The 24,693-nt window shown below is 39.1% G+C and carries 20 protein-coding genes; 16 read left to right on the top strand and 4 right to left on the bottom strand.

Features of this window, described 5'->3' with window-relative positions:
• Positions 1 to 48 precede the first annotated feature (48 nt).
• Positions 49 to 783: an alpha/beta hydrolase gene (locus QE450_RS09835; protein ID WP_273612631.1), complete on the bottom strand. Its 735-nt coding sequence runs from the start codon at positions 781 to 783 to the stop codon at positions 49 to 51.
• A gap of 253 nt (positions 784 to 1,036) precedes the next feature.
• Between QE450_RS09835 and pdhA the strand changes: the two genes are divergently transcribed.
• The 10 genes from pdhA to QE450_RS09785 all read left to right on the top strand — a co-directional run bounded on the left by pdhA (position 1,037) and on the right by QE450_RS09785 (position 14,581).
• Positions 1,037 to 2,104: a pyruvate dehydrogenase (acetyl-transferring) E1 component subunit alpha gene (gene pdhA, locus QE450_RS09830; protein ID WP_069325966.1), complete on the top strand. Its 1,068-nt coding sequence runs from the start codon at positions 1,037 to 1,039 to the stop codon at positions 2,102 to 2,104.
• 83 nt (positions 2,105 to 2,187) lie between these two features.
• A complete protein-coding gene (locus QE450_RS09825) occupies positions 2,188 to 3,165 on the top strand; it encodes an alpha-ketoacid dehydrogenase subunit beta (protein WP_273612630.1) in 978 nt (325 codons plus the stop codon).
• A 207-nt stretch (positions 3,166 to 3,372) separates the two neighbouring features.
• Entirely contained in the window at positions 3,373 to 4,713 is a 1,341-nt protein-coding gene (locus QE450_RS09820) for a dihydrolipoamide acetyltransferase family protein (protein WP_307298938.1), read from the top strand.
• A 3-nt stretch (positions 4,714 to 4,716) separates the two neighbouring features.
• Positions 4,717 to 6,141 carry a dihydrolipoyl dehydrogenase gene (lpdA, locus tag QE450_RS09815; protein ID WP_273612628.1) on the top strand — a complete coding sequence of 475 codons (1,425 nt, stop codon included), beginning with the start codon at positions 4,717 to 4,719 and terminating at the stop codon, positions 6,139 to 6,141.
• A gap of 227 nt (positions 6,142 to 6,368) precedes the next feature.
• Positions 6,369 to 7,622 (top strand): GTP-binding protein, encoded by a 1,254-nt coding sequence (locus QE450_RS09810; RefSeq protein ID WP_307298934.1) that lies wholly within the window; start codon positions 6,369 to 6,371, stop codon positions 7,620 to 7,622.
• A gap of 259 nt (positions 7,623 to 7,881) precedes the next feature.
• Positions 7,882 to 8,031 (top strand): 50S ribosomal protein L33, encoded by a 150-nt coding sequence (gene rpmG, locus QE450_RS09805; RefSeq protein WP_083243303.1) that lies wholly within the window; start codon positions 7,882 to 7,884, stop codon positions 8,029 to 8,031.
• A gap of 307 nt (positions 8,032 to 8,338) precedes the next feature.
• Positions 8,339 to 9,133, top strand: a complete 795-nt coding sequence (thyA, locus tag QE450_RS09800; protein WP_301262041.1) for a thymidylate synthase — start codon at positions 8,339 to 8,341, stop codon at positions 9,131 to 9,133.
• A 411-nt stretch (positions 9,134 to 9,544) separates the two neighbouring features.
• The gene (locus tag QE450_RS09795; RefSeq protein ID WP_307298927.1) at positions 9,545 to 10,033 is read left to right on the top strand and encodes a dihydrofolate reductase; all 489 of its coding nucleotides are present in this window, start codon (positions 9,545 to 9,547) and stop codon (positions 10,031 to 10,033) included.
• Between the two features lie 408 nt (positions 10,034 to 10,441).
• Entirely contained in the window at positions 10,442 to 11,929 is a 1,488-nt protein-coding gene (locus QE450_RS09790) for a glutamate synthase subunit beta (protein ID WP_204823856.1), read from the top strand.
• A gap of 321 nt (positions 11,930 to 12,250) precedes the next feature.
• Positions 12,251 to 14,581, top strand: a complete 2,331-nt coding sequence (locus QE450_RS09785) for a type IA DNA topoisomerase (RefSeq protein WP_307298924.1) — start codon at positions 12,251 to 12,253, stop codon at positions 14,579 to 14,581.
• A gap of 103 nt (positions 14,582 to 14,684) precedes the next feature.
• Here QE450_RS09785 and QE450_RS09780 read toward each other — a convergent pair whose 3' ends face one another.
• Positions 14,685 to 15,452: an HAD family hydrolase gene (locus QE450_RS09780; protein WP_273612623.1), complete on the bottom strand. Its 768-nt coding sequence runs from the start codon at positions 15,450 to 15,452 to the stop codon at positions 14,685 to 14,687.
• Between the two features lie 12 nt (positions 15,453 to 15,464).
• Positions 15,465 to 16,382 carry a winged helix-turn-helix domain-containing protein gene (locus QE450_RS09775; RefSeq protein ID WP_301262038.1) on the bottom strand — a complete coding sequence of 306 codons (918 nt, stop codon included), beginning with the start codon at positions 16,380 to 16,382 and terminating at the stop codon, positions 15,465 to 15,467.
• Positions 16,383 to 16,626: 244 nt separating this feature from the next.
• On the opposite strand from QE450_RS09775, the gene QE450_RS09770 reads away from it, so the two are divergent.
• From QE450_RS09770 to QE450_RS09745, 6 genes are all read left to right on the top strand, one after another.
• Complete coding sequence (locus QE450_RS09770) at positions 16,627 to 17,811, top strand: MFS transporter (protein WP_367317624.1); 1,185 nt, start codon at positions 16,627 to 16,629, stop codon at positions 17,809 to 17,811.
• A 160-nt stretch (positions 17,812 to 17,971) separates the two neighbouring features.
• On the top strand, positions 17,972 to 18,697 hold the full coding sequence (locus QE450_RS09765; protein ID WP_273616315.1) for a phosphonate ABC transporter ATP-binding protein: 726 nt from the start codon (positions 17,972 to 17,974) through the stop codon (positions 18,695 to 18,697).
• A gap of 30 nt (positions 18,698 to 18,727) precedes the next feature.
• Positions 18,728 to 19,993, top strand: coding sequence for a hypothetical protein (locus QE450_RS09760; protein WP_273612621.1), 1,266 nt, complete (start codon positions 18,728 to 18,730; stop codon positions 19,991 to 19,993).
• A 14-nt stretch (positions 19,994 to 20,007) separates the two neighbouring features.
• A complete protein-coding gene (locus tag QE450_RS09755; RefSeq protein WP_069325954.1) occupies positions 20,008 to 20,706 on the top strand; it encodes a response regulator transcription factor in 699 nt (232 codons plus the stop codon).
• Positions 20,706 to 22,109 (top strand): sensor histidine kinase, encoded by a 1,404-nt coding sequence (locus QE450_RS09750; RefSeq protein ID WP_273612620.1) that lies wholly within the window; start codon positions 20,706 to 20,708, stop codon positions 22,107 to 22,109. Before QE450_RS09755 ends, QE450_RS09750 begins: the two co-directional genes overlap by 1 nt.
• A 26-nt stretch (positions 22,110 to 22,135) precedes the next feature.
• Positions 22,136 to 23,215, top strand: a complete 1,080-nt coding sequence (locus tag QE450_RS09745; protein ID WP_307298912.1) for a GNAT family N-acetyltransferase — start codon at positions 22,136 to 22,138, stop codon at positions 23,213 to 23,215.
• A 91-nt stretch (positions 23,216 to 23,306) separates the two neighbouring features.
• Here the strand turns inward: QE450_RS09745 and QE450_RS09740 are convergent, their stop codons facing one another.
• Positions 23,307 to 24,509, bottom strand: coding sequence for a glucose-1-phosphate adenylyltransferase (locus QE450_RS09740; protein WP_273612618.1), 1,203 nt, complete (start codon positions 24,507 to 24,509; stop codon positions 23,307 to 23,309).
• Positions 24,510 to 24,693 lie beyond the last annotated feature (184 nt).

Here is a 24,693-nt window from a genome sequence, read left to right as displayed (position 1 = left end):
CGTTTGAAAGTTCGATTTCTACTGTAAGTACTTAAAGAACTACAAATTTTAGATTTCGGGTAAAAAGTATTTTAATGCAGCAGGAAGTTCTTTTTGCCAGAAGCCCCACAAATGTTTACCATCTTTTTCACTATATTGTACAGTTGCTCCACGTGCTTGCAAAAGATCACGAGTGTCGCGGTTTAATTGTACAAAATCGTAAATACCTGTATCGCTCTCAAAATCTGTTTCTTGCAGACCGACAATCATGTATACATTCAAATCTGTAAGATTTTGAGCTTGTGCGATAATATCCTGACTTTGTTGATAATAAGCACCGGATAGACTAATCACCTGCTGAAACAGTTCAGGATATAACAGGGACAGATGGATCGAAACGCTGCCGCCAAGTGAATCGCCAGCTAGAATTCGTTGATCTGGAGTGCGTCGCACAGGATATTTTTGCTCGATATATGGAATGATTTCTTCAGCAAAACAAGCGGTGTATTTTTCGAAGCGATCGCCAAATGGAGCATATTCTTGCGTTCTAATCTTCGTATTTACTTCTACACCTACGATAATAAAAGGCTCGATATTTTCATCTAAAATTAATTGGTTGGCATACGTAGCAATTCGACCAAAGTTGAAAAATTCTTCACCGTCCTGACAATACACTACAGGATAACTTAATACTTCATTATAGCCTGGCGGCAAGTAAATCCGTAATGTACGACTTTCACCAAGATGGCTGCTTTCGATTTGTTCTTTCAGTATTGTTCTTTTAAGATAACGGGAATCTGTCACAGTGATCACCTTTTTCGGGAATATTTTTTGCATTGCGTATCACAATGCGTTAAGATTGTTTCGTGCGGTCGTAAAGTCTTTGAATACAGAGATCGTAAAACTGTTATACAAATATTAACCTGCTGTTATACATACAATAATACACATATCTACTAAATTTCAATGTATGTTTTGACGAATGGAGTAGAACAGGTGTATAATAATTCTATAACAGCGGGACATGATATTCAAATTTTTTATTGAGGTGAATAAAATGAGCAAGGTTCCTTATGAAGTTTATACGGAGGACGTGGAAGCTCTTTCCGTTCTTTCTCCTGAAGGCAAAATCGTCAACAAAGATTTACTACCTGATCTTAACGATGATCAATTGAAAGAAATTATGTATCGTATGGTCTTCACACGTAGTTGGGATGATCGTGCAGTTAACTTAGGTCGTCAAGGTCGTCTTGGTTTCTATGCACCAGTATCTGGTCAAGAAGCTACAATGGTTGGTAGCGAATTCGCTTTGCAAAAAGAAGATTTCGTATGCCCGGGTTACCGTGATATTCCTCAGTTGGTATGGCACGGATTGCCACTTTATCAAGCATTCTTGTACTCTCGTGGACATCAACACGGTGGACAAATTCCTGATGGCGTTAACGTTTTAATGCCGCAAATCATCATTGGTGCACAAATTTTGCATGCAATGGGTATTGCTATGGCTTACAAATTGAAAAAACAAAAACAAGTTGTTATTGCTTACACAGGTGATGGTGGTTCTTCTGAAGGTGACTTCTATGAAGGTCTTAACTATGCTGGTGTATACAAATTGCCTGTTATTTTCTTTGTACAAAATAACGGTTATGCAATTACAACTCCTTTCGCAAAACAAACAGCTGCATTGTCGATCGCTCATAAAGCGGTTGCAGCAGGTATCAAAGGCGTAAAAGTAGATGGTATGGACGTTCTTGCTGTTATCAAAGCGGTCCAAGATGCTGCTGAACGCGGACGTAATGGTGAAGGTGCTACATTGATCGAAGCTGTTACTTACCGTTTCCGTCCTCACTCCATGTCTGATGATACAAGTAAATATCGTACTAAAGATGAAGAAGGTATCTGGAGTGAAAAAGATCCTATCGCTCGTCTTGCTAAATACTTGGCTGAAAAAGGTCTCTGGACTGATGAAGATACAGAGCGCGTAAGAGAAGAAGCTAAAGCTAAAGTAAATGAAGAAATCAAAAAAGCAGAGAAAACAGAGAAAATGACTGTTTCTGGCTTGATTGATAGCATGTTTGAACAAACACCTCAACACTTGGAAGAGCAAAAAGCTGATTTCGAATAAGAGGTTTCTAAAAATAGAGCGTTAATCTAGATCCTTGATGCGTGAACATGAACAGTGAAATGTTTAAGGAGGAAATGAAGCAAATGGCACAAATGAATATGAAAGAAGCGATTCGTGATGCGCTTCGCGTTGAATTGAAAAATGATCCTAATGTGATCCTTTTCGGAGAAGACGTAGGTCATGTTGGTGGCGTATTCCGCGCAACAGAAGGTCTGCAAGCAGAATTTGGTGAAGATCGTGTATTTGATACACCTCTTGCTGAGTCAGCTATCGGTGGTTTGGCAGTAGGTTTGGGTATCCAAGGATTCCGTCCTGTTGCTGAAATCCAATTCGTAGGTTTTATTTTTGAAGCACTTGACCAAATGGTTGTTCAAGCAGCTCGTATGCGTTACCGTTCTGGTGGCAAATACAATTCTCCAATCGTTTTCCGTACACCTTTCGGTGGCGGTGTAAAAGCGGCAGAATTGCATACTGATTCTCTAGAAGGCTTGCTTACACAAACTCCAGGTATCAAAGTGGTTATCCCTTCTAACCCTTACGATGCTAAAGGACTTATGATCGCATCTATCCGTGATAACGATCCTGTATTCTTTATGGAGCATTTGAACTTGTACCATGCATTCCGTGCAGAAGTACCTGAAGAAGCTTATACAGTAGAATTGGGTAAAGCAAACGTAGTACGTGAAGGTTCTGATGTAACAATCATCGCTTACGGCATGATGGTTCACACAGCTACTAAAGCGGCTGATCAATTGGCTGAAGAAGGAATCAAAGCAGAAATTATTGACCTTCGTACAGTAAGCCCGATTGATATTGATACAATCGTAGCTTCGATCCAAAAAACAAATCGTGCAATCGTTGTTCAAGAAGCACAAAAAAGTGCTGGCGTAGCAGCAGAAGTTATTGCACAAATCAATGAAAAAGCAATCTTGCACTTGGAAGCTCCAGTACTTCGTGTAGCAGGACCGGATACTGTTTATCCATTTGCACAAATTGAAGATTCTTGGTTGCCATCACCTAAACGTGTTATTGATGCAGTCAAAAAAGTAGTTCAATTCTAAAATAGTTTTTATTGTCAAAAGGCGGGTACATGAGCATATTCATTCAGTTTGATGATCGTCCTTTGGATACTCGTTAAATCGAAGAATATAATTTTGCGGACGCCTTTTGGCTTTGAAATATGCACTAAATAGATTAGGTAAAGAGATATTGCTGAATGATAGGAGTGGAATCAATTGTTCAGCAATCTAAATAGGGAGGTTTTGCAAGTGGCAAAATTTATTTATAAATTTCCAGAGCTTGGTGAAGGTTTGCATGAAGGCGAAATCATCAAAATGCATATCAAACCAGGTGATAAAGTAACAGACGATAGCATCATCATGGAAGTACAAAATGATAAAGCAGTAGTTGAAGTACCTTGTCCAGTTGATGGAACAGTACTTGAAGTATTGACAAAAGACGGTCAAGTTTGTCATGTAGGCGAAACGGTAGCAATTATCGAAGCTGAAGGTGACATTCCAGATCAAGACGAAGAAGAAACAGCTCCAGAACAAAAGAGCGGTCAAGAACAAGAATCTGTTCAAGGCGGAGTAGATACAACTTCATCTCCTGCTGCTGACAGCCCTGCTGATGCAAAAGAAGGTAAAGAAACAAATGCTTCTACACCAGCAGCTCCTAACAAAGATGTTCTAGCTACTCCAAGCGTTCGTAAATTTGCTCGTGAGCAAGGTGTTGATCTAGCACAAGTTAGCGGCACTGGCAACAACGGTAAAATTACACGTGAAGATGTAGAATCTTTCAAACAAGGTGGAGGACAAGTTTCTTCTCAAACTACAGAAGTAGCAGCAGAAGAAAAAACATCTTCTCCAGTAGCACCAGCGGCAGCTCCTACAGCTATCGCAACAGGTGGAGACGAAGAGCGCGTACCATTCAAAGGTATTCGTAAAGCGATCTCTAACGCTATGGTTAAATCTGCATACACAGCTCCACATGTAACGATTATGGACGAAGTAGACGTTACAGAATTGGTAGCTTTCCGTACGCGTATGAAACCACTTGCTGAGAAAAAAGGCATCAAAGTAACATACTTGCCATTCATCGTAAAAGCACTTGTTGCTGCTACTCGTGAATTCCCAGCATTGAACGCTTCTATCGACGAAGCTTCTAACGAAATTGTTTACAAAAAACATTATGATGTAGGTATTGCTACAGACACAGATAACGGTCTAATCGTTCCTGTTGTTAAAGATGCAGATCGTAAGAGCATCTTCATGATCGCAAGCACAATCAATGATTTGGCTGTACGTGGTCGCGAAGGTAAATTGTCTGCTAATGAAATGCGTGGAAGCACAATTTCTATCTCTAACATCGGTTCTGCTGGCGGTATGTTCTTTACTCCAATCATCAACTTCCCAGAAGTTGCGATCTTGGGAACTGGACGTATCAGCGAAAAAGCTGTTGTTAAAAATGGCGAAATCGTAGCAGCACCTGTAATGGCTCTATCCCTAAGCTTTGACCACCGTATTATCGATGGTGCAACAGCACAGAACTTTATGAACTTTATCAAATCACTTCTCGCTAATCCCGAGTTGCTGGTTATGGAGGTGTAATCAATGGTAGTAGGCGATGCTTCACTCGATATTGATACTTTAGTTATTGGTGCAGGACCTGGTGGATATGTAGCTGCGATTCGTGCAGCTCAATTGGGTCAAAAAGTTTTGATCGTAGATAAATCCGAACTAGGCGGCGTTTGTTTGAACCGTGGTTGTATTCCTTCTAAAGCGCTAATCTCTGCAGCTCACCAATTTGAAGCTGCACAACATGGCGAAGCTTTCGGTATTACAGCTGAAAATGTAAAAGTGGATTTCTCCAAAACTCAAGAATTCAAATCAGGCGTTGTTAAAAAAATGACTTCTGGTGTAGCTGGATTGTTGAAAGGTAACAAAGTAGAAGTATTCCAAGGCGAATGCATGTTCATTAACCAAAATGAAGCACGTGTATTCAACGATCATGAATCTCCTCGTTACCGTTTCAAAAACTGTATTATTGCAACAGGTTCTCGTCCAATCGAACTTAAAGCATTCCCATTTGGTGGACGTATTCTTTCTTCTACAGAAGCATTGAATTTACCTGAAATTCCGAAAAGCATGGTTGTTATCGGCGGTGGTTACATCGGCGCTGAGCTTAGCCAAATGTATGCTAAATTCGGTACTAAAATTACAATCATCGAAGGTCTGGATACAGTATTGCCAGGATTCGATAAAGATATGACTAGCCTTGTTGCTAAAAACATGAAGAAATCAGGTATGGAAATCTTCACGAACGCGAAAGCGGAAAGCGCAGAGCAAACAGATAAAGATGTAACTGTTAAATTCAGCGTTGGTGGCGAAGCTAAAGAAGTTACAGCAGAATACTTGCTAGTAACAGTTGGTCGTCGTCCTAACACTGATGGTGAGTTGGGTCTTGATCTAATCGAGATGGAATTAGACGATCGTGGTTTGATCAAAATTGATCACCAAGGACGCACAAACATTCCTCACATCTTTGCTATCGGTGATATCGTTGCTGGTCCTGCTCTAGCTCACAAAGCTTCTTACGAAGCTAAAGTAGTAGCTGAAGTTATTGCTGGTGAATCTTCTGTAATTGATTACAAATGTGTTCCGGCTGTTGTATTTACAGATCCAGAATGCTCTAGTGTTGGTTACACAGAGACAGAAGCAAAAGAAAAAGGTTACAAAGTATCTGCTGGTAAATTCCCTTATGCAGGTAACGGGCGCGCAACTTCTTTGAACAACACAGAAGGTTTCGTGAAAATCGTAGCAGACGAAGAAACAGGTCTTGTTCTTGGTTCTCAAATCGTAGGTTTGGAAGCTTCTAACATGATCGCTGAAATGGGTCTTGCTATCGAAATGGGCGCAACTCTTGAAGATTTGGCATTGACTATCCATGCGCATCCAACATTGGGTGAAATCGTAATGGAAGCGGCTGAATTGGTTATGGGTCACCCTATCCATGTTATCGCTCCACGCAAAAAATAATAAATAAACAATTATGTTATATATCATCGTACTCTTATCTACATTACTGTATATAGCATGAGTGGTTACTCAAAGCCGTCAGAATACATTTCTGACGGCTTTTTGCTGTTTTTGTGAATACATAAAATAGGGATCTTCCACAAAATAATTGACAATTATGCTATCACTAGGTGTATAATCTTTTAATAGTAATTATTACGATTAAAAGTGTGATGGGGGATAATATTATGTTAATCAATCAACAATCGAAAATTCCAGTAACCGTACTTAGTGGTTATTTAGGTTCAGGCAAAACAACAGTTCTTAATCATGTACTTAATAACCGTGATGGATTAAAAGTAGCTGTGATCGTCAATGATATGAGTGAAGTGAATATTGATGCAGGTTTAATCAAATCAGGAAGTACATTATCTCGAACAGAAGAAAAGCTAGTAGAAATTTCGAATGGATGTATCTGTTGTACATTACGGGATGATCTTTTATTAGAAGTAAAGCAGTTAGCAGAAGAAGGTCGATTTGATTATATCCTGATAGAGTCGTCTGGGATTAGTGAACCTATTCCTGTTGCTCAGACATTTAGTTATGCAGATGACTCACTAGCATTTGATTTAACGACTATTACACGTCTGGATTGTCTAGTGACTGTTGTAGATAGTAATCGGTTCTGGCATGATTATGAGTCTGGTGAAACTCTTTTAGAGCGAGGAGAAGCGGTAGGGGAGGATGATACTCGGGATGTGGTCGATTTATTGATCGATCAGATTGAGACTTGTGATGTAGTTATTTTGAATAAATGCGATCTTGTTGGTGAATCAGAATTAAATAAATTAGAAGCGGTTATTCATAAACTTCAACCGAGTGCACGTATCCTCCGTACTACCAAAGGTCAAATTGATCCTAAAGAAATTTTAAATACTCATTTATTCGATATGGAGAAAGCTTCTACTTCCGCAGGATGGATGCAAGAGTTACAAAAAGATCATCATACTCCTGAAACTGAAGAATACGGTATTCATTCTTTTGTATATCGACGTAGACGTCCTTTTGCACCACAGCGATTGTACGATTTTATGGAAGAATGGCCTGAATCGATTATACGAGCTAAAGGATTAGTCTGGTTAGCTACAGGCGAAGATGTAGCAGCTACATTAGGACAAGCAGGCACATCGATTCAATTTGGTCCTGCTGGTCATTGGGTAGCAGCATTACCTGAAGTTGAACGACAGCAGGTTTTAGCAGAAGAACCAGAACTATTAGAACAATGGGATCAGCAGTGGGGAGATCGTATGACAGAGGTCGTTTTTATCGGCATAGAATTGGATCAATTGAAAATGGAGTCTGAACTAGATCAGTGTCTGTTAACCGATCAGGAGATGGAGCTAGATTGGTTCACACTGAATAATCCGTTACCCTGGGTAACACCGGAAGAGGATCATGTGAATGAAGCTGTAACACATTTGTTTGGTGATAATTGCAGGTGAATTCATATCCTATGTTGTACATTTCTTTTCAAAAAATCAAGCGTATTCAATGTAAATATACAACAATCTATGATATAATAGAAAAGGCTGTTGGACATCATATCTGTTCGGTAGTGAACAGATTGAGAAAAGATTTAACCTATCCTTTAATGAATATGGTGTTTTTCTGAAAATTGAAGTTGAACATTTTTCACAATTAGGGTACATTAGTATAGTTGAATATTTTTGTCTATTAATTAGTGAAGTGAGGTGAATTCACATGCGCGTTATCGTAACTATGGCATGCACAGAGACTGGCGACCGTAATTATACTACAACCAAGAACAAAAGAAATCATCCAGAACGTCTTGAGTTGAAAAAATATTGCCCACGTCTAAAAAAATACACGATCCATCGTGAAACTCGTTAATATTTATTAACGTCTAAACGTTCGCCCATCTGTTTTATACAGATGGGTGTTTGTGTTTTTTAGAACCTTTTTAGAGTACTATGTAGCTTTTAGCATTATAGTGAAATGTATAAAACCGTACTTCGCTGTTCAGCGTTATGTTTTCATACATGTATTTTAGTATTGAATATAATTATTATCTATTTTATCAATATCTAAGAGTTGTATGTTGATCTGATTTTTACTATCATAATAAGAAGCTAGATAGATACGGATATGGGTATATTCTATATTGAACTTTTAGCGAAGTCTTATGATGAGGTGAATTATGAAAGTATATTTAGAGCTATTACAAGATATTTTGGATCATGGTGCAGAAAAATCAGATCGTACCGGAACAGGAACGACATCTGTTTTTGGTAGACAAATGCGTATTGATTTGCAAAAAGGTTTTCCTTTACTAACAACGAAGAGGTTACATACTCGTTCGATTATACATGAATTGTTATGGTTTCTTAGTGGGAGTACAAATATTAAATATTTGCAAGATAATGGCGTTACGATCTGGGATGAGTGGGCAGATGAAGAAGGAAATCTAGGACGTGTCTATGGAGCACAGTGGAGAACATGGCGCGGTCCCGGTGGAGAAGTGATTGACCAGATTACATCGGTAATCGAAAGTATTAAAAACAATCCAGACTCACGTCGCCATATTGTAAATGCTTGGAATGCAGCAGAAGTAGATTCGATGGCTTTGCCACCTTGTCATTATGCTTTCCAATTTTATGTAGCTAACGGCAAATTGTCCTGCATGTTCCAGATGCGATCGGTAGATACTTTCTTAGGATTACCATTTAATCTGGCTTCGTATGCACTTCTCACTCATATGGTTGCACAGCAATGCGATCTGGAAGTGGGCGATCTGGTATGGACGGGTGGAGATGTTCATATCTATGCTAACCATATGGAGCAAGCGAAATTACAGTTAACCAGAGAACCATATCCGTTGCCTCAGCTTCGTCTGGCTCGCAAACCGGATTCGATTTTTGATTATCATTTTGATGATTTTGTTTTTGAAAATTACGAGTATCATCCAGGAATCAAAGCACCTATTTCGGTATAATAAAATAGCATATTCTGTTGTTTTACAAAGAACTCTTAACATCTTTTCTATAACAAGAAAAAGAATTAAGAGTTTTTTTGTATAGTAAATAATTTTGAGAAGCGCCATATGTATTACTCTCAAGTCTGTGCATCCAGTAGATTAAAATTAAATTACTACATCAATAAAAAACGAAGTAGATCAGCAAAAAGAAAGAAGCAAATCAACTAAAAGATAGGTAATGATTAAATTTATGAATGACTATCTATAAAATATTTTATATATTGATTTTTGGCAAATGATTGAGTATGTAAGCTTATAAAAGGTTCGGGATTTGGATAATAATGTGATGCCAATGACAGGTTTTGATGATATGATACAGTATAAACCTGTCTTAACGTATATTTTGGACATATGGAGGTCGTAAGTGGAATGACGATTACAATGATATGGGCGCAAGCAAACAACGGAGTCATTGGCAAAAATAACGACTTACCTTGGCGATTGCCTCGCGATATGGCTTATTTCAAACAACAGACTCAGCACAAAACGGTAATAATGGGACGCAAAACATGGGAATCATTTGGTGGTAAGCCGCTACCCAATCGTCGTAATATTATTCTGACACGAAGTCATGATTTTAAAGCTAATGATGCTGAAGTTGTATATTCAGTAGAGGAAGCGATCCAGCTTGCAGATCCAGAGCAGGAATTAATGGTTATCGGCGGGTCTACAATTTATAAGCAGTTTTTGGATCATGCAGATCGTTTGTTAGTTACAGACATCGATCATGATTTTGCAGGGGATACGTATTTTCCAGAGGTAGATTGGTCGAAATGGAAAGAAGTTTCTACTACTCAAGGTGTGCGAGATGACAAAAACGATTATAATTATTATTTTAAAGAATATTTGCATATTTAATCATTTTATGAGATATTTATGCGAAAATAAAAATCAGCTATCTATGCAGTAAACTATAATCAGCACTAATATGCATTTGAACATGTATTAAAAGTATATGCTTTATCACAACATTCAATAATTACAGTGGAAAAGTACGCAACGCCAAGAAATAAGCTTGCAAGATGTTTCACCACGGTGTAATCTCTATGTAAAAAGTACAAACAATCATGCGCATAATCCATTTTGTATTTATTTGTGTGAATGATAATCTAGAAAATAAACTTATTACAAGCAAGTATTGTGTTTTACAAGTAGTAAGACGACATCTAGATTCACTAAATAAAGAGAAGGTAACAAGATTGGATATCATAAAAATATCTGTACAACAAGCTTAGCAGTGACAGAACGGATGGGGGAAATGTTAAAATGTCTACACCAACTGGATTCATGGAATACAAAAGACAAATTCCCGCGGATCGCAATCCGCTTGAACGCGTAAAAGATTGGCAAGAGTTCCACAAACATATGGCAGAAGATGAGCTCCGTACACAAGGCGCTAGATGTATGGATTGTGGCACACCTTACTGTCACACAGGAATGGATATGGCTGGTGGAACTTTTGGTTGTCCGGTTCATAACTTGATTCCTGAATGGAATAACTTGGTGTATCGTGGATTGTGGAGAGAAGCGCTAGAGCGTCTACACAAAACAAATAATTTTCCTGAATTTACAGGGCGTATCTGTCCAGCACCGTGCGAAGGTTCGTGTACGGTAGGTCTGATCGGACAACCGGTAACGATCAAAACCATTGAAGAAGCGATTATTGAAAAAGGTTTTGAAGAAGGTTGGGTTGTTCCACAACCACCTGAAAAACGTACAGGTCGTCGTGTAGCGGTTATCGGATCAGGTCCAGCCGGTCTGGCGTGTGCAGCACAATTAAATAAAGCAGGTCATTCTGTTACTGTCTATGAGCGGTCTGATCGTGTTGGTGGATTGCTAACGTATGGTATTCCAACAATGAAATTAGACAAAGGTATTGTTCAGCGTCGTGTTGACCTTTTGATCGCAGAAGGTATCGAATTTATTACAGGTACAGAAATTGGAAAAGATATTCCTGCACAACAATTGGTTGATGAATATGATGCTGTTATACTTTGTGGCGGTGCAACGAAACCGCGTGAATTCAATATTGAAGGCAGCGAGTTAAACGGTGTTGTCTATGCTATGGATTTCCTAAACGGTTCGATTAAAAGTTATCTGGATAGCAATCTTGAAGATGGTAATTATCTATCTGCTCAAGATAAAAATGTTATTGTGATCGGCGGCGGTGATACTGGTTCTGACTGTGTAGCTACTTCGGTTCGTCATGGTTGCAGTACAGTCACTCAATTCGGTACGCATGACAAAGCGCCTTTAGAACGTGATCCTATTAGTAACCCGTGGCCACAATTCCCTAATGTGTACACATTGGATTATGCACAAGAAGAAGCAAAAGCAATATTCGGTAGTGACCCACGTGAATTCTCAATCATGACGACTAAATTTGTTGGTGATGAAAATGGTAACTTGAAAGAGTTGCATACGATTCAGATTCAACGTATTGTCGATGAGACCGGTCGTAAAATCTACCAACCAATCCCGGGTACAGAAAAAGTATTCCCTGCGGAACTTGCACTAATTGCTATCGGATTTGATGGTCCTGAACAAACGTTGCCACAACAATTAGGTCTAGCAACAGATCGCTGGACGAATGTTAAAGCACGTTATGGTAAATACAATACCAATGTAGATAAAGTATTTGCTGCTGGTGATATGCGTCGTGGACAAAGTCTAGTCGTATGGGCGATCAATGAAGGACGCGAAGCTGCGCGTGAAGTGGATAAATATTTGATGGGTTCAACAGTGCTTGTATAACAGAAGTTATAGATCAATGAAGCAGTAGAGTGATCTCTATGTGATAGCCAATGCCATACCAAGATATCATTTAATAAAAGCTATCGTTAGCTAAGAATAGTTCTAGCTGACGGTAGCTTTTATTATGTTGATCTGTCTTATCAATCATTATTATTTCAAGGTAGGCATAAACATAGAAACACAAAACTTCAATCGAAATTTGAACGATGCTATGTTATAATAAATAGCAATAGCAAGTACGTGGGCAAGGGGGCTACACTCCAGGGTGTGGTCCCTTTTTGCCGCTAAGATACAATCCATTCCCGGAAAGGAATGAACGAAATGAAAATATTAATCGTAGCAGAAAAGCCTGATATGGGACGGAATATTGCTGCTGTGATGGAGCCTAAAGCACGCAATCACCGTACATATTTGGAAGGGGAACAATATATTATTACTTGGGCAATCGGTCATTTAATAGGACTTGCAGAACCCGATGCTTATGATCCCAAATATAAAAAATGGAACTTCGGCGATCTTCCTATTATTCCAGAGCAATTCAAAATTGTACCTAACCCTCGAACCAAAGATCAATTGAATACGATCGGAGAACTTGCTAAGCGCTGTGACCGCATTGTAAACGCCTGTGATGCCGGGCGGGAAGGTCAGCATATATTTGCGTTAATCCAGCGTCAATTGAAGCTTACACAGCCTGTCAAGCGCTTATGGATATCAGATCTTACACCGGAAAGTATTCGCAAAGGATTTGTTGAATTAAAAGACGGACAGGAATTTGAGAATTTAACCCGGGCAGCGAGAGCACGAAGTGAAGCGGATTGGTTAATCGGGATGAATGCGTCTCGCGCTTTTACGATTAAACATAATAATTTATTGTCTGTAGGACGTGTACAGACGCCCGTACTAGCTTTAATCTATGATCGCCAGAAAGAAATCGAAGCGTTTGATTCGCAAACGTTTTATGAAGTGAGAGCTACATTCAAGCAGGACAATAAAAGTTATACAGGTGTGTGGCAAGGTGATCGTATTACCGATCAAGCCAAAGGACAAGCGATTGTTGATAAAGTAAAAGGTAAAGAAGGACGTATTACCAAATACGATATCAGGGAAAGTAAAGAGTACCCATACAAACTGTATGATCTTACCTTGCTACAACGGGATGCAAATGCCAAATTTGGTTACTCAGCCAAAAAAACGCTTGATACCGCGCAAGCTCTGTATGAAAAGCATAAAGTCATCAGCTATCCGCGTACGAACTCTAACTATGTTACCGAACAAAATATTGATGGCATGCATAAAGTGTTAGGAATGCTCAAAAACACGCCGTATGAACAATTGGCAGAAGGCGCAGAAGGCAAACGCGTCCATGTTAACAATAAAGCGGTTTGCAATCCTTCTAAAGTGGAAGATCACCATGCGATTTTACCTACGTTGAAAAAGCCGGGTACACTGAGCAAAGAAGAACAGCAATTGTATGATCTGATTGTACGCCGTTTTCTAGCACAATTTTATCCACCTGCTGAATACAAGCATCATACTGTAATGACCACTGTAGAGCAGGAAACATTCAAAACAGCAGTCAAAGAATTATTGTTTTTGGGATGGAAAGCTACATTGCCTGATAAAGATAAATCCAAATCTTCCAGTAGATCTTCAACCAAAAGTGAAAATGGTAAAGAAGAAGAGCCAGAGGAAGAAGTACAAGAACCATTTGTTATTGATGATAAGCAACCTGTGCAATGTAGCAAAGCAGAAGTGAAAGAAAAAGCGACTCAACCGCCCAAGCATTATACAGAAGGTACTTTGCTCAAAGCGATGGAAAGTGCAGGCAAGCAGATCGAGAATGAAGAATTGCGTGATGCGATGAAAGAGTCGGGTCTGGGTACACCAGCTACACGAGCGGCAACGATAGAACGACTGAAGCAAGTCGGATATATTAATACTCAAGGTAAAAAGATGGAGTTAACGTTAAAAGGACGTGCTGCTATCGAATTGATTCGTGCGGCTGGAGTAGAACTTCTCACTTCGCCAGAAATGACAGGGCAATGGGAGCGTCGGCTTAATCAGATTTCACGTGGAGAAGCAGATTCTGATCGCTTTTTAGAAAGTGTGAAGAAATTCGCCGCCTCTGTAATCGAAAAAGTAAAAACACAATCACCTGCTATTGCCGGGCGATTTGGCGATGAATCACGTTCAACAGGCAAAGGTAACCGTTCATCGAAATCTACACGTACTACTGCAAGTAAAGGAAGTGCAAGTACAACCAATCGTAGTAAAAGCAGTGCTACAAGCAAATCAACTGCTAAATCAGCATCCACTTCTTCTGCATCAACAGCCAAATCGGCTACAGCTACTGTATCGATGGGAGCGGCTGGAGAACATACAGCACTTGGTAAATGCCCGAATGCTAATTGTGGCGGACAAATTATAGAAGGGCGCAAAGGATACGGTTGTTCGCATTTCAAACAAGGATGTACTTTTGTGATCTGGAAAGAATTTGCCGGTAAAAAAATATCGGTCTCTATGCTCAAAACGTTATTACAAAAAGGCGAGACTCAAGCTCTTGCTTTCAAAAAAGGAAATGAAACGCATAAAGGACGAATCAAACTGGTCGATCAGGAATCTGGCAAATTGATCGTAGAAGCTGTGAAATAAACGTAGTAGATGATGATAAATAATCATAGATAATGGCTAATCTATGTTATGCAGTAAAAGGAAAACAAAGTTTTTAATGAAAAACAAAAAAACGGACCGGGAATTAACCCGATGTCCGTTTCTTTTGCTGTTGTGATAGACTTTCATGAATGACCTGAGGAACTTCAACCAATTGCGATATGGTGTAGAACGGAAGATTGTCGTCGTGTTGAAGTTGAACTACATCATATGCCCATTCATGGGATTGTTTCAGATAAATAGTGTTGAGAGAAGCATGTAGAGCAGGTTGAACATCAGAACGTAAAGAGTTACCGATCATCCATGTGTCCTGACGTGGAAGCACATGAGAATTAATAATCTCTTCAAGCGCATGAATATTTTTGTGCTGACGGATAAAGATGCGAGAATCGAAATAAGATGTTAATTTCATCTGATCGATTTTGCGTTGCTGAATAACAGTCTCGCCGCCGGTATACAGATATAAAGTATGACCTGCTTGTTGAAGAATTTCTAGCGTTTCTACCATGCCAGGATAAGGTTCTACTTCTTTCTCATATACGCTATTGCCTAGTAGACGCAATTGATTTTCTTCTGCTTCATGTACAGGTCGTCCTACTAATTGACTGAAATGATGATACGTTTCAACTAATGATTTGGGAAAATGTTCACTAGCAAAACCTACTCTATGCACACCAGCTACATCAATTTCGATTTGTTTTTGACGAATAGCGTCCATCGTTACTGCTGGATGATTGAACCATTCGGATAACAGACTGATAAATTCGTCTAAAATGAGATTGAAATATTTGTTACAATGGATCAGCGTATCATCCATATCAAAGATAAGGTGCTGATGTCGGATGTCTTTCATGTGATTCACTCCTTAAATACGGATATACGATTCGAGGAACAGTTGAAGCTCAGAAGCACCGTCCTGTCGAATACTAAAACGTTCAATATCCCCTCTACCGAGGTGGATACGCAGTAAGCCTGCCACTCTAAGCATCATCAGATGATGCATAAGCGACTCTTGAGGTTGTAATAGATAGTGAGCCATATCTTGTAAAGAACGTGGTTCACCGCCAATGTAGCGCAGCATACGTAGGCGTTCTGGATCTGATAATGCTCGTGTCATACGTAAAAGAACATTTGGTGGATCTTCTTCATCTTGTTCAGGTACATCAACTGGATATTGAATCAATAACACGCCTTCGTAAAAGCAATACGTATTGATTGGGCGGTTATGTACCGTTGGGAATAAGATCACCGTATTTAACTCGGGAAAAGGATCTACCACTAAGCCGCCTGAAGCATATTCAATTAATGCACTAGGGTCCATTTTGTCCAGTAACCCTTTTTTCTCTTTGGCATCTTCTGTGATTAATTCAAGAATTTCATCTTCTATATGATGAAAGTAATGTTCATACCATAATTTTAATAGTGGAGCATAACTGGTCTGAATACGTCTAGTATCGAGTAAAGTCATAGTCGGTAGCAGTTCGTGAATCTCATTCCACATCTCATCTTCAGAAGCATTTTCTAAATGATTTAAAAAATCACGAACAGAACCGTCAGCATGACGACAGCTTGCCCAGGCATATAATACATCAAAATCATCAAAAGGCCACGAAGATGCTTCTAATATAGCAGAACGCACTCCAGGGCTTAGTTGGTTGTCGATGTCTCTGATCCATTCTGAACCCAGATCGATATCACGAATCCATTTTTTGGTCACATAGACCATAAAACTTCCGAGTAAATCGTAGATCGGAGACACATCTATTTTCACGTCATAGCTCATGAAACCAGAACCCTCCCAAATAATATCTATTCAACAATAGATGAATCTTATTTCAGATTCAACATAGTGTAACAATATAACCTTTTTATACGTCTACAATCAAGTCAATATATCGGTTATTATCATGTTATTATGGCTTGTTTACTTGTATATTGTCCACTATAATGTTCGGATGGTATTTTGCAAAAGAGAAATTCTATGATTCATTTACATCTTGTTTCATTACATAATTGGAGGAACTATCGTGCTCAAAACATCGTCCCAGCATTCGCAATCGATTCATTCTGTATCCAAAGTTCATTTTGCTATTTTGATTATTGCTATTATCGTAGCTGGTATCAGTCAGGGGATGTTGTTACCTGTACTGGCTATTTTTCTGGAAAAAATGGGTGTGTCTTCAACATTAAACGGCTTAAATGCTGCTGTATTGTATATCGGTTCATTCGGCATGACACTGGTCGCAGAACGACTATTAGGCGTTTTAGGATTTAAAAAGTTAATGCTTGGCGGTTTGTTGCTGGTGCTGATTACATTACCGTTATTTCCACTGTACCCAAGTATTATTTTTTGGTTCGTATTAAGATTATTAGTCGGTGTTGGAGATAGCGCTGTTCATTATTCTGCTCAATTATGGGTATTGATGATGACGCCTTCCGAACATCGCGGTCGTAATCTTTCAATCTATGGTATGTCGTATGGTATAGGTTTCAGTATCGGCCCGCTTGGAATCAAATTGCTTGATTGGGGAGTATATGCTCCGTTTCTATTACTGGCAGGATTATTCTTAATTGTGGTTATTCTGGTCATCTGGAAATTGCCACATGGAACACCAGAGAAAACCGCAACCGATGAACCTGCACAACGTCGATTTACGAAAAGTTATAGCTGGGCCTGGTATGCGCTTATTCCAGCTTTCTTGTATGGATATATGGAAGCTGCTATGAACAGTAATTTCCCTGTGTATGGATTACGAGTTGGATTTTCAACAAGTGATATTGCGTTCTTACTTCCTTTTATCGGTATCGGGGGATTAATCCTTCAGCTTCCTTTGGGGATATTAAGTGATCGGTATGGACGTAAAAAGATGTTGATGATCTGCGGAGGACTGGGTGGATTACTATTTTTATTTGTTCCGATGGCAGAAACGAATATGATCGCAATCGCTGCTATTTTTGCTTTAGCCGGTGGATTGATCGGTTCTTTCTTTTCTTTAGGACTAGCGTATGCGGCTGATATGTTACCGAAAGTGTATTTGCCTGCTGCTAACGTATTAGCTTCTTTTCATTTTAATGCAGGTAGTATTATTGGGCCAGCGCTTGGAGGAAAAGGAATAGAGATGGGTTCACCAGCTAGTTTGTTTTGGGTTTTGGGTGGTTGTTATATGATTTTTGCTGCTACTGGTTTTATATTTAAAGAAAAATCGAAATAATCAGGTACAGTAGATGGCATTTCTTTGCTTTTTCCCCTAAACTAATAAGTAATGGTTCTATGTGCATACCAAAGTGCTACAGATCAATAGGAGAAGCGATAGAAATCATACACATTCCAGTAATCACCAGATAGAGAAGGGCGGCTCACGATAGATGTCGATGATCAAAATAGAGAATCTCACAAAAACGGTCGGTGAAAATAAAACCAAAGTATTGGATCGGATTAGCCTGGAAATTCAACATGGTGAAATGATTGCTATTTTGGGGCCGAGCGGTAGCGGTAAAAGTACATTACTTAAATGTCTGGCGATGAAAGAATCATGGACAGACGGTAGCTTTCAAGTAGGCGATATCGATATTATGAAAGCAGGCTTTAGCGGTAAACGCAAAATCTCGCGTGAATGGGCTTATGTAGAACAAAGCCCTCAGCTTCATCCTGAACGAACAGCTCTTAAAAATGTATTGATTGGACAAGCTGGACAGACACCAATCTGGCGCATGCTCACAGGTATGGTGCGTTCAGACGATTATATGGGAGCGATGGATGTATTAGAAAGTCTAGGATTGCTCGACAAAGCTCATCAAAAAGCAAGCACATTAAGCGGTGGCGAACGTCAACGTGTAGCAATAGCTCGTTCTCTTGCTCATGGTGTGAAAGTCGTTCTTGCAGATGAACCTATCACAGGGCTTGATCCCAAATCTGGAGAAGATGTAATCAAAACACTGCGTGCATTATGCAGTAGTGAGCGTGTCACTATTATTACAGTGATTCCTTTAGAATTAGCAGAAAAATATGCGACTCGTATTATTGGACTGCAAGAAGGACATATTGCTTTTGATATTAAAGGTCGGAGATTGACCAGTGCAGAACGTCGATTGTTATAACAGATTTAGTTAATGAAAAGAGTGATACTATTGAAATGGAATCTATGGGTACGCTTGGCGACAATAACAACGTTATTGATCCTGTTAAGCGGTTGTGAACTCATTTCAGATCCGAAAGGGCTTATGCAATTACCGCAGTTACCTTCGGATAAGCAGACATTAAGTAGTACGATACAAGCAGCTTTACCCCCTGGTGCCAAGCTTGCCAACCCCAAAAATGGTAATGCCAATGATTGGATTCAACAAGCGGATCTTGATGGAGATGGCAAAATGGAAGCTATTGCTTTCTACACGACTTCCGATGCTCGAATCAACGGTATGATTTTTGAACAATCCGGTTCTGACTGGATTAAAAAAAGAGATATTGAAGGGCAAGGATATGTGCTGGAAAGTGTAGAAATCAAAGATATTACTCATGATGGACATAAAGATCTGATTGTTGGATATTCAAATGCGATCAATACGACGAATAGTGGTGTAGATAGCATGCAGAAAAATCTGGTGATCTATAGTTATGACAAAGGTGAGTTGAATATTGTAGACAAAAAGCCTTACACTTATTATGAGATTTTGGATATGAACGGTGATGGTGTTGATGATCTGACAACGATGTACATGAGCCGTAATAGTTATTTAACAATCACGAATTTCCGTTACAAAGATGGGTTCCAAGAAGTCGATTCGATCGATCTGGATTCAACAATTACGTTAGGATTTTATAATGTAGTCGCTGGAAAAGTATCCAAAGATCAAAATGGAATCATTATGGATCAGTTACTAGGTTCATTCTCTGGATTTACTCATTTGATTGTTATGGACAATAATAAGCTTCGAGATGTATTCCCGATTAGCAAAGCCGCTACATTCAAAGACTCTTTGATCTATAGTGATGATGTAAATGGAGATGGCATATTGGAAATTGGAATGCTACAAATTCCATTAGGCTGGGAAAATATCGAAACAAGCGAAATCCCTTATTTTATATATTATTATCAGTGGGATGGAGATAACAAACTCAAATTAGTTAGTCAGCAATACCGAGATGATCAAGGACGATTTGTGTTGAAATTTGCACCGGAATGGAACGATAAAATCACTCTCGATACGAAGTCTAACAAAGATCAAGATTTACGCTTTATATTGAAAGATACAGGAGAAAAAGTAGCAGAAGTTCGCTTCTTTACTTCAGCTCAATGGAACAATCAGACAAATAAAGATTGGGAGCTTATTACAACCTCCAATGATCAATATATTGCACTCTGGCAAAATACAAAAAATAATCTGATATTGAATTGAGGAGGTCTATTTTTATGAGTAAAGTGTTAATTATGGAAGATGAAGAATCAATCCGCAGTTTTATTATTATTAACTTGAAGCGAAATGGATTTGAAGTGATAGAGACAGAGAACGGTGAGCAAGCCTTGCATATGTTAGAAACTGTTCCTGATATTGATATTGCTTTGCTTGATGTCATGGTTCCGGGTATTGACGGTTTTGAAGTATGTCGTCGTATTCGTGAAAAAAATGAACGTATTGGTATTGTCTTTTTGACAGCTAAAGTACAAGAACAAGATAAAGTATATGCTTTATCAGTTGGTGCAGATGACCATATCAGCAAACCATTTAGCCCTACTGAATTGATTGCTCGTATTCAGTCTTTGTTACGTCGTGTCAATGTACAACGTGAATCGAATACCAAAGTATCCTTTGAATCCGGCCCATTTACACTGGATCTGATCTCCAAACAATTTAAGAAAAAAGGACAACAGATCGAATTGACACCAACCGAGTTCTCATTGGTTCAATTTTTCCTTGAAAAAGAAAATACACCGCTTAGTCGTGATCTACTGTTGGATCATGTATGGGGCAAAGAGTATATGGGTGATCCCAAAATTGTAGATGTAAATATTCGTCGTTTGCGTCAAAAAATCGAAAACAACCCGTCTGAACCTGAATTCCTACAAACGGTGTGGGGACATGGCTATAAATGGAGAGGCCGGGAGTCCTAATGATCAAAAAAGGCATTAGCCGCCAGATTGTTTTGCATTACTTTATTGTTGTATTTCTGGCGTTGCTCTTGGTAGAGTTAGTGTTTTTATTCTCTATGCGTACGTATTATTACGACAGTATTTACAATTATCTCAATAGTTCTACAGATGTACCGCAAAACTTTATCAGCGATCAGTCGAGCCCTGTGAAATATCAAGAGATTATTCAGCGTTATGAGTTAGGCGATACGGTTGAAGTTCAACTTTTGGATACTCAGGGAAATGTTTTGCAAAACTCGACCAATTTTAGAGTAGATAAGCCGATCCAGACTGGTGATATTCCACAAGCATTAGCAGGTTCTACTGGTCGCTGGATTGGTAAGCAAGCAGGTACTGGTGAAAATGTTATGGCAGTGACCAGACAAATTCAAGTGAACGGTGATAATTATCTGGTGCGTTATGTGACATCGTTAGAGCGTGTAAATCAGAAGTTATTAACGATTACTATGGTTGCTGTAGGTGTGGGAGCCGCTGTCTTAATTATTGTGCTGGTAGTAAGTCTAGGATTAGCGAATTCTATTGTGCGACCACTTAACAATATTATTGGAGTCTCTACGCTAATGGCAAAAGGGGACTTTAACGCCCGTATCAAAGGTAATTATCCTCATGAAATTGGTGAGCTTGCTTCTACTCTGAATTATATGGCGGAAGAAATTATTCGTAGTAATCAGATCAAAGACGATTTTATTTCTTCGATTTCACATGAATTACGAACACCTCTTACAGGTATTAAAGGTTGGAGTGAGACGTTAGTTTCGGGAGGATTTGATCCTGAAGAGACAAAGCTTGGTATGAGTATTATTTCTAAAGAAACCGATCGTCTGATTGGACTGGTTGAAGAAATGCTTGATTTCTCAAAATTACAACAAAATCAGATGAAAATGGTTATAGGTGAAGTGAATCTCAAAGAAGTATTACAAGAAACGATGCTGAATGTCTGGGCCAAAGCAGAACAGAAAAAAATTCAGCTCAAATTAGAACCGGGCGAACGCCCTTTTATCGTACAAGCTGATGGAAACCGTCTAAAACAGGTCTTTCTAAATATTGTCGATAATGCGATCAAATTTTCACCGGAAGAATCTACTATCTTTATTATGCTGACAGAAGTTTCACCTGAACGAGTACGCATATCGATTCAAGATGCGGGTATAGGTATTAGCCAAGAACATTTAGAAAAAGTAAAAGATCGCTTTTTCCAAGTGAATCCGAACCGAGGCGGTACAGGACTTGGGCTTGCCATCACCCAGCAGATTGTACAATTGCATAATGGAGATATGTATATTGATAGTGAACTGGAAAAAGGTACAACCGTTATGATTGAGCTACCTTTAACAAAACAACAAGAAATTTTACAGCTTACGTAAACTGATCATGTAAGGAGGAACACCATTTGACATTACAACAACCTCAAGTTGGAGATTTGCAACTTCGTATTATCCAAGCCAATGAGCAACATGCCGAACAGGTAACCTCTTTGTTAGTCAATGCGGCAGAATGGATGGAATCTCAAGGAATTGAACAATGGAAAAAGGAAATGTTTACTCCTGAATTAATCCATAGTTATTTTGCGGAGCGAGAAGTATTTCTTCTTTATGTAGATGATCGACCAGCAGCGATGTTTACTCTGCAATCAGGAGATCCCGATTACTGGCAACATCTAGATGATGATCGTTATTTATATTTGCATCGGTTGACGGTGCATCAAGATTTTCGGAGTCTTGGATTAGGTGCTATTCTGATTCAGTGGGCTACCAATTATGCATTAACATCTGGTAAAAAAGGGCTTCGATTAGATTGTATGGCGCATTTGCCTACATTGAATCGTTTTTATCAGAGTCAAGATTTTCGCTATATGGGAACTCATGATGTAAAAGGTCGCTTGGCAAGTCTCTATGAGAAGCTTCCACCCGCAGAAGATCATCAGATTCGGTTAGAATATTTTCTGGAAAAAGATTTTGATCAGTTATTAGAATGGTCAGGAGACGCTAAATTCTTGCAACAGTGGAGTGGAATAGGGTGGGAATATCCACTAGATACTTCCGATCTGGAAGCTCATATAGAAGGTGCCAATCATCCTATGTTTTCAGATCAATTGATCTATATCGTAGTCGATCGAATAACCAATCACAAAGTTGGTCATGTTGCTTTAAGTAGAATTGATCGTACTAATCGATCTGCACGTATCTCCAAATTATTAGTCGGTGATCCTGAAGCTAGAGGTAAAGGATATGGTCGCCAAATTCTTAACGAGTTATTACGGATCGGTTTTGATACGTTAGGAATGCACCGTATCACATTGGGTGTGTACGATTATAATGTATCTGCTATCAAGTTATATGAATCTTGTGGATTTAGCAAAGAAGGATTAATGCGAGATTCTTCTTGGTTAGATGGACAATATTACAGTGTGTATGAAATGAGTATTCTTGAAGATGAGTGGAGAGCATTGCAATCGCGCTCCACATTATAAATAAAAAAGCGATAGCCTGATGGCTACCGCTTTTTTATTTATAATGACTATCATTCAATAAATGAATGAACAGTATTTTATCGTAATTAAATTATAGTCCACCAGCACGTAGTCGGCTGGACTTCTCGTATACTTCTTGAAGTAAACGTGCAGGTTGTGTACGAACCACAGGTTTAGCATGAATGATTTCGTAAGGAGCCACTACTTTGATATCGTTAGCAGTACCTTTAATCACAGCGCCTTCTTTGATCACAGCACCTTCAGCAACAATAGCATATTCTACTTGAGCATGCTTGCCAACTACAGCACCAGGCATAATTACACTATGACGAACATGAGCAAACTTACCAATCTCAGCATTGTTGAATACAACAGAACGTTGTACATCACCTTCTAAAATAGCTTGGTCACTTACCATAGAACAATTCGGTACTTGACGCTCACGAACAATAGTAGTCTCTACATTTAAGCTAGGGGAGAACATCGGCCAAGCTTCATTTTTCAACTCGAATTGTTGACCGTCACTTAGAATGTCCATATGAGCTTCCCATAAGCTATCAATCGTACCAACGTCTCTCCAGTAACCCTGGAATTCGTAAGCAACAACAATTTGATGCTCAGCAAGCATTTGCGGAATAATATCTTTACCGAAGTCATGATTAGAATCTGCTTTGGTAGCATCTTCAATCAGATGACGTCTTAGGTATTGCCAGTCAAACACATAAATACCCATAGATGCCAGGTTACTTTCAGGTTGAGCAGGCTTTTCAGAGAATTTAGTAACATTCATTGAAGAGTCAGTACTCATAACACCAAAGCGACTAGCTTCTTCCCATGGTACTTCCATCACCGAAATAGTAGCTTTCGCTTGATGTTGTTCATGGTAAGCAATCATATCACTGTAATCCATATGATAAATATGATCACCAGAAAGAATCAAAACATTTTCAGGATTAAGCGCATCAAGATAAGCGATATTTTTCGTGATCGCATCGGCTGTTCCCATATATTCACCTGTTGCTTCTGAAGACAACAGAGAGATGTTCATTTGAAGATTGGATGTGGACCAAGCATCCCCTTGATCGATATGGTCATGAAGCGAAGCAGCTTCATATTGCGTCAGTACGCCGATCGTATCGATGCCTGAATTCACGCAATTACTAAGAGGAAAATCGATAATTTTGAAGTCTCCGCCAAACGGTACAGCTGGTTTGGCCACAATTGATGTAAGTGGTGCGAGTCTGCGCCCTTCTCCTCCGGCCAGCAACATAGCAACACACTTTTGATTTTTCATTAACTTTTCCCTCCAACTATATAATGACAACGCTCATGATGATGTAATAATTTATAACCTTGAAAGATATTGCTTGAAACAAGTTATTGTAAAATATTTTCATTCTTAATCTTATGTTCCCCTTTCTTCATCAAATGTAGTCTTTTCAAGTGTGCAAAATAAGGGTAATAGTTGTAGTTAGTGA

This window comes from Paenibacillus sp. SORGH_AS_0306 (genome assembly GCF_030819345.1).
Classification (GTDB): domain Bacteria; phylum Bacillota; class Bacilli; order Paenibacillales; family Paenibacillaceae; genus Saccharibacillus; species Saccharibacillus kyungheensis.
The sequence above is the reverse complement of the archived record's forward strand: the minus strand, read 5'-3'. Positions and strand labels throughout refer to the sequence as shown.

Coding starts and splice junctions, on each gene's coding strand:
- lpdA (WP_273612628.1), top strand. CDS start 4,717: ATGGTAGTAGGCGATGCTTCACTCGATATTGATACTTTAGTTATTGGT.
- QE450_RS09810 (WP_307298934.1), top strand. CDS start 6,369: ATGTTAATCAATCAACAATCGAAAATTCCAGTAACCGTACTTAGTGGT.
- pdhA (WP_069325966.1), top strand. CDS start 1,037: ATGAGCAAGGTTCCTTATGAAGTTTATACGGAGGACGTGGAAGCTCTT.
- QE450_RS09780 (WP_273612623.1), bottom strand. CDS start 15,452: ATGAAAGACATCCGACATCAGCACCTTATCTTTGATATGGATGATACG.
- QE450_RS09775 (WP_301262038.1), bottom strand. CDS start 16,382: ATGAGCTATGACGTGAAAATAGATGTGTCTCCGATCTACGATTTACTC.
- QE450_RS09790 (WP_204823856.1), top strand. CDS start 10,442: ATGTCTACACCAACTGGATTCATGGAATACAAAAGACAAATTCCCGCG.
- QE450_RS09765 (WP_273616315.1), top strand. CDS start 17,972: ATGATCAAAATAGAGAATCTCACAAAAACGGTCGGTGAAAATAAAACC.
- QE450_RS09785 (WP_307298924.1), top strand. CDS start 12,251: ATGAAAATATTAATCGTAGCAGAAAAGCCTGATATGGGACGGAATATT.
- QE450_RS09825 (WP_273612630.1), top strand. CDS start 2,188: ATGGCACAAATGAATATGAAAGAAGCGATTCGTGATGCGCTTCGCGTT.
- QE450_RS09740 (WP_273612618.1), bottom strand. CDS start 24,509: ATGAAAAATCAAAAGTGTGTTGCTATGTTGCTGGCCGGAGGAGAAGGG.
- QE450_RS09795 (WP_307298927.1), top strand. CDS start 9,545: ATGACGATTACAATGATATGGGCGCAAGCAAACAACGGAGTCATTGGC.
- rpmG (WP_083243303.1), top strand. CDS start 7,882: ATGCGCGTTATCGTAACTATGGCATGCACAGAGACTGGCGACCGTAAT.
- QE450_RS09750 (WP_273612620.1), top strand. CDS start 20,706: ATGATCAAAAAAGGCATTAGCCGCCAGATTGTTTTGCATTACTTTATT.
- thyA (WP_301262041.1), top strand. CDS start 8,339: ATGAAAGTATATTTAGAGCTATTACAAGATATTTTGGATCATGGTGCA.
- QE450_RS09755 (WP_069325954.1), top strand. CDS start 20,008: ATGAGTAAAGTGTTAATTATGGAAGATGAAGAATCAATCCGCAGTTTT.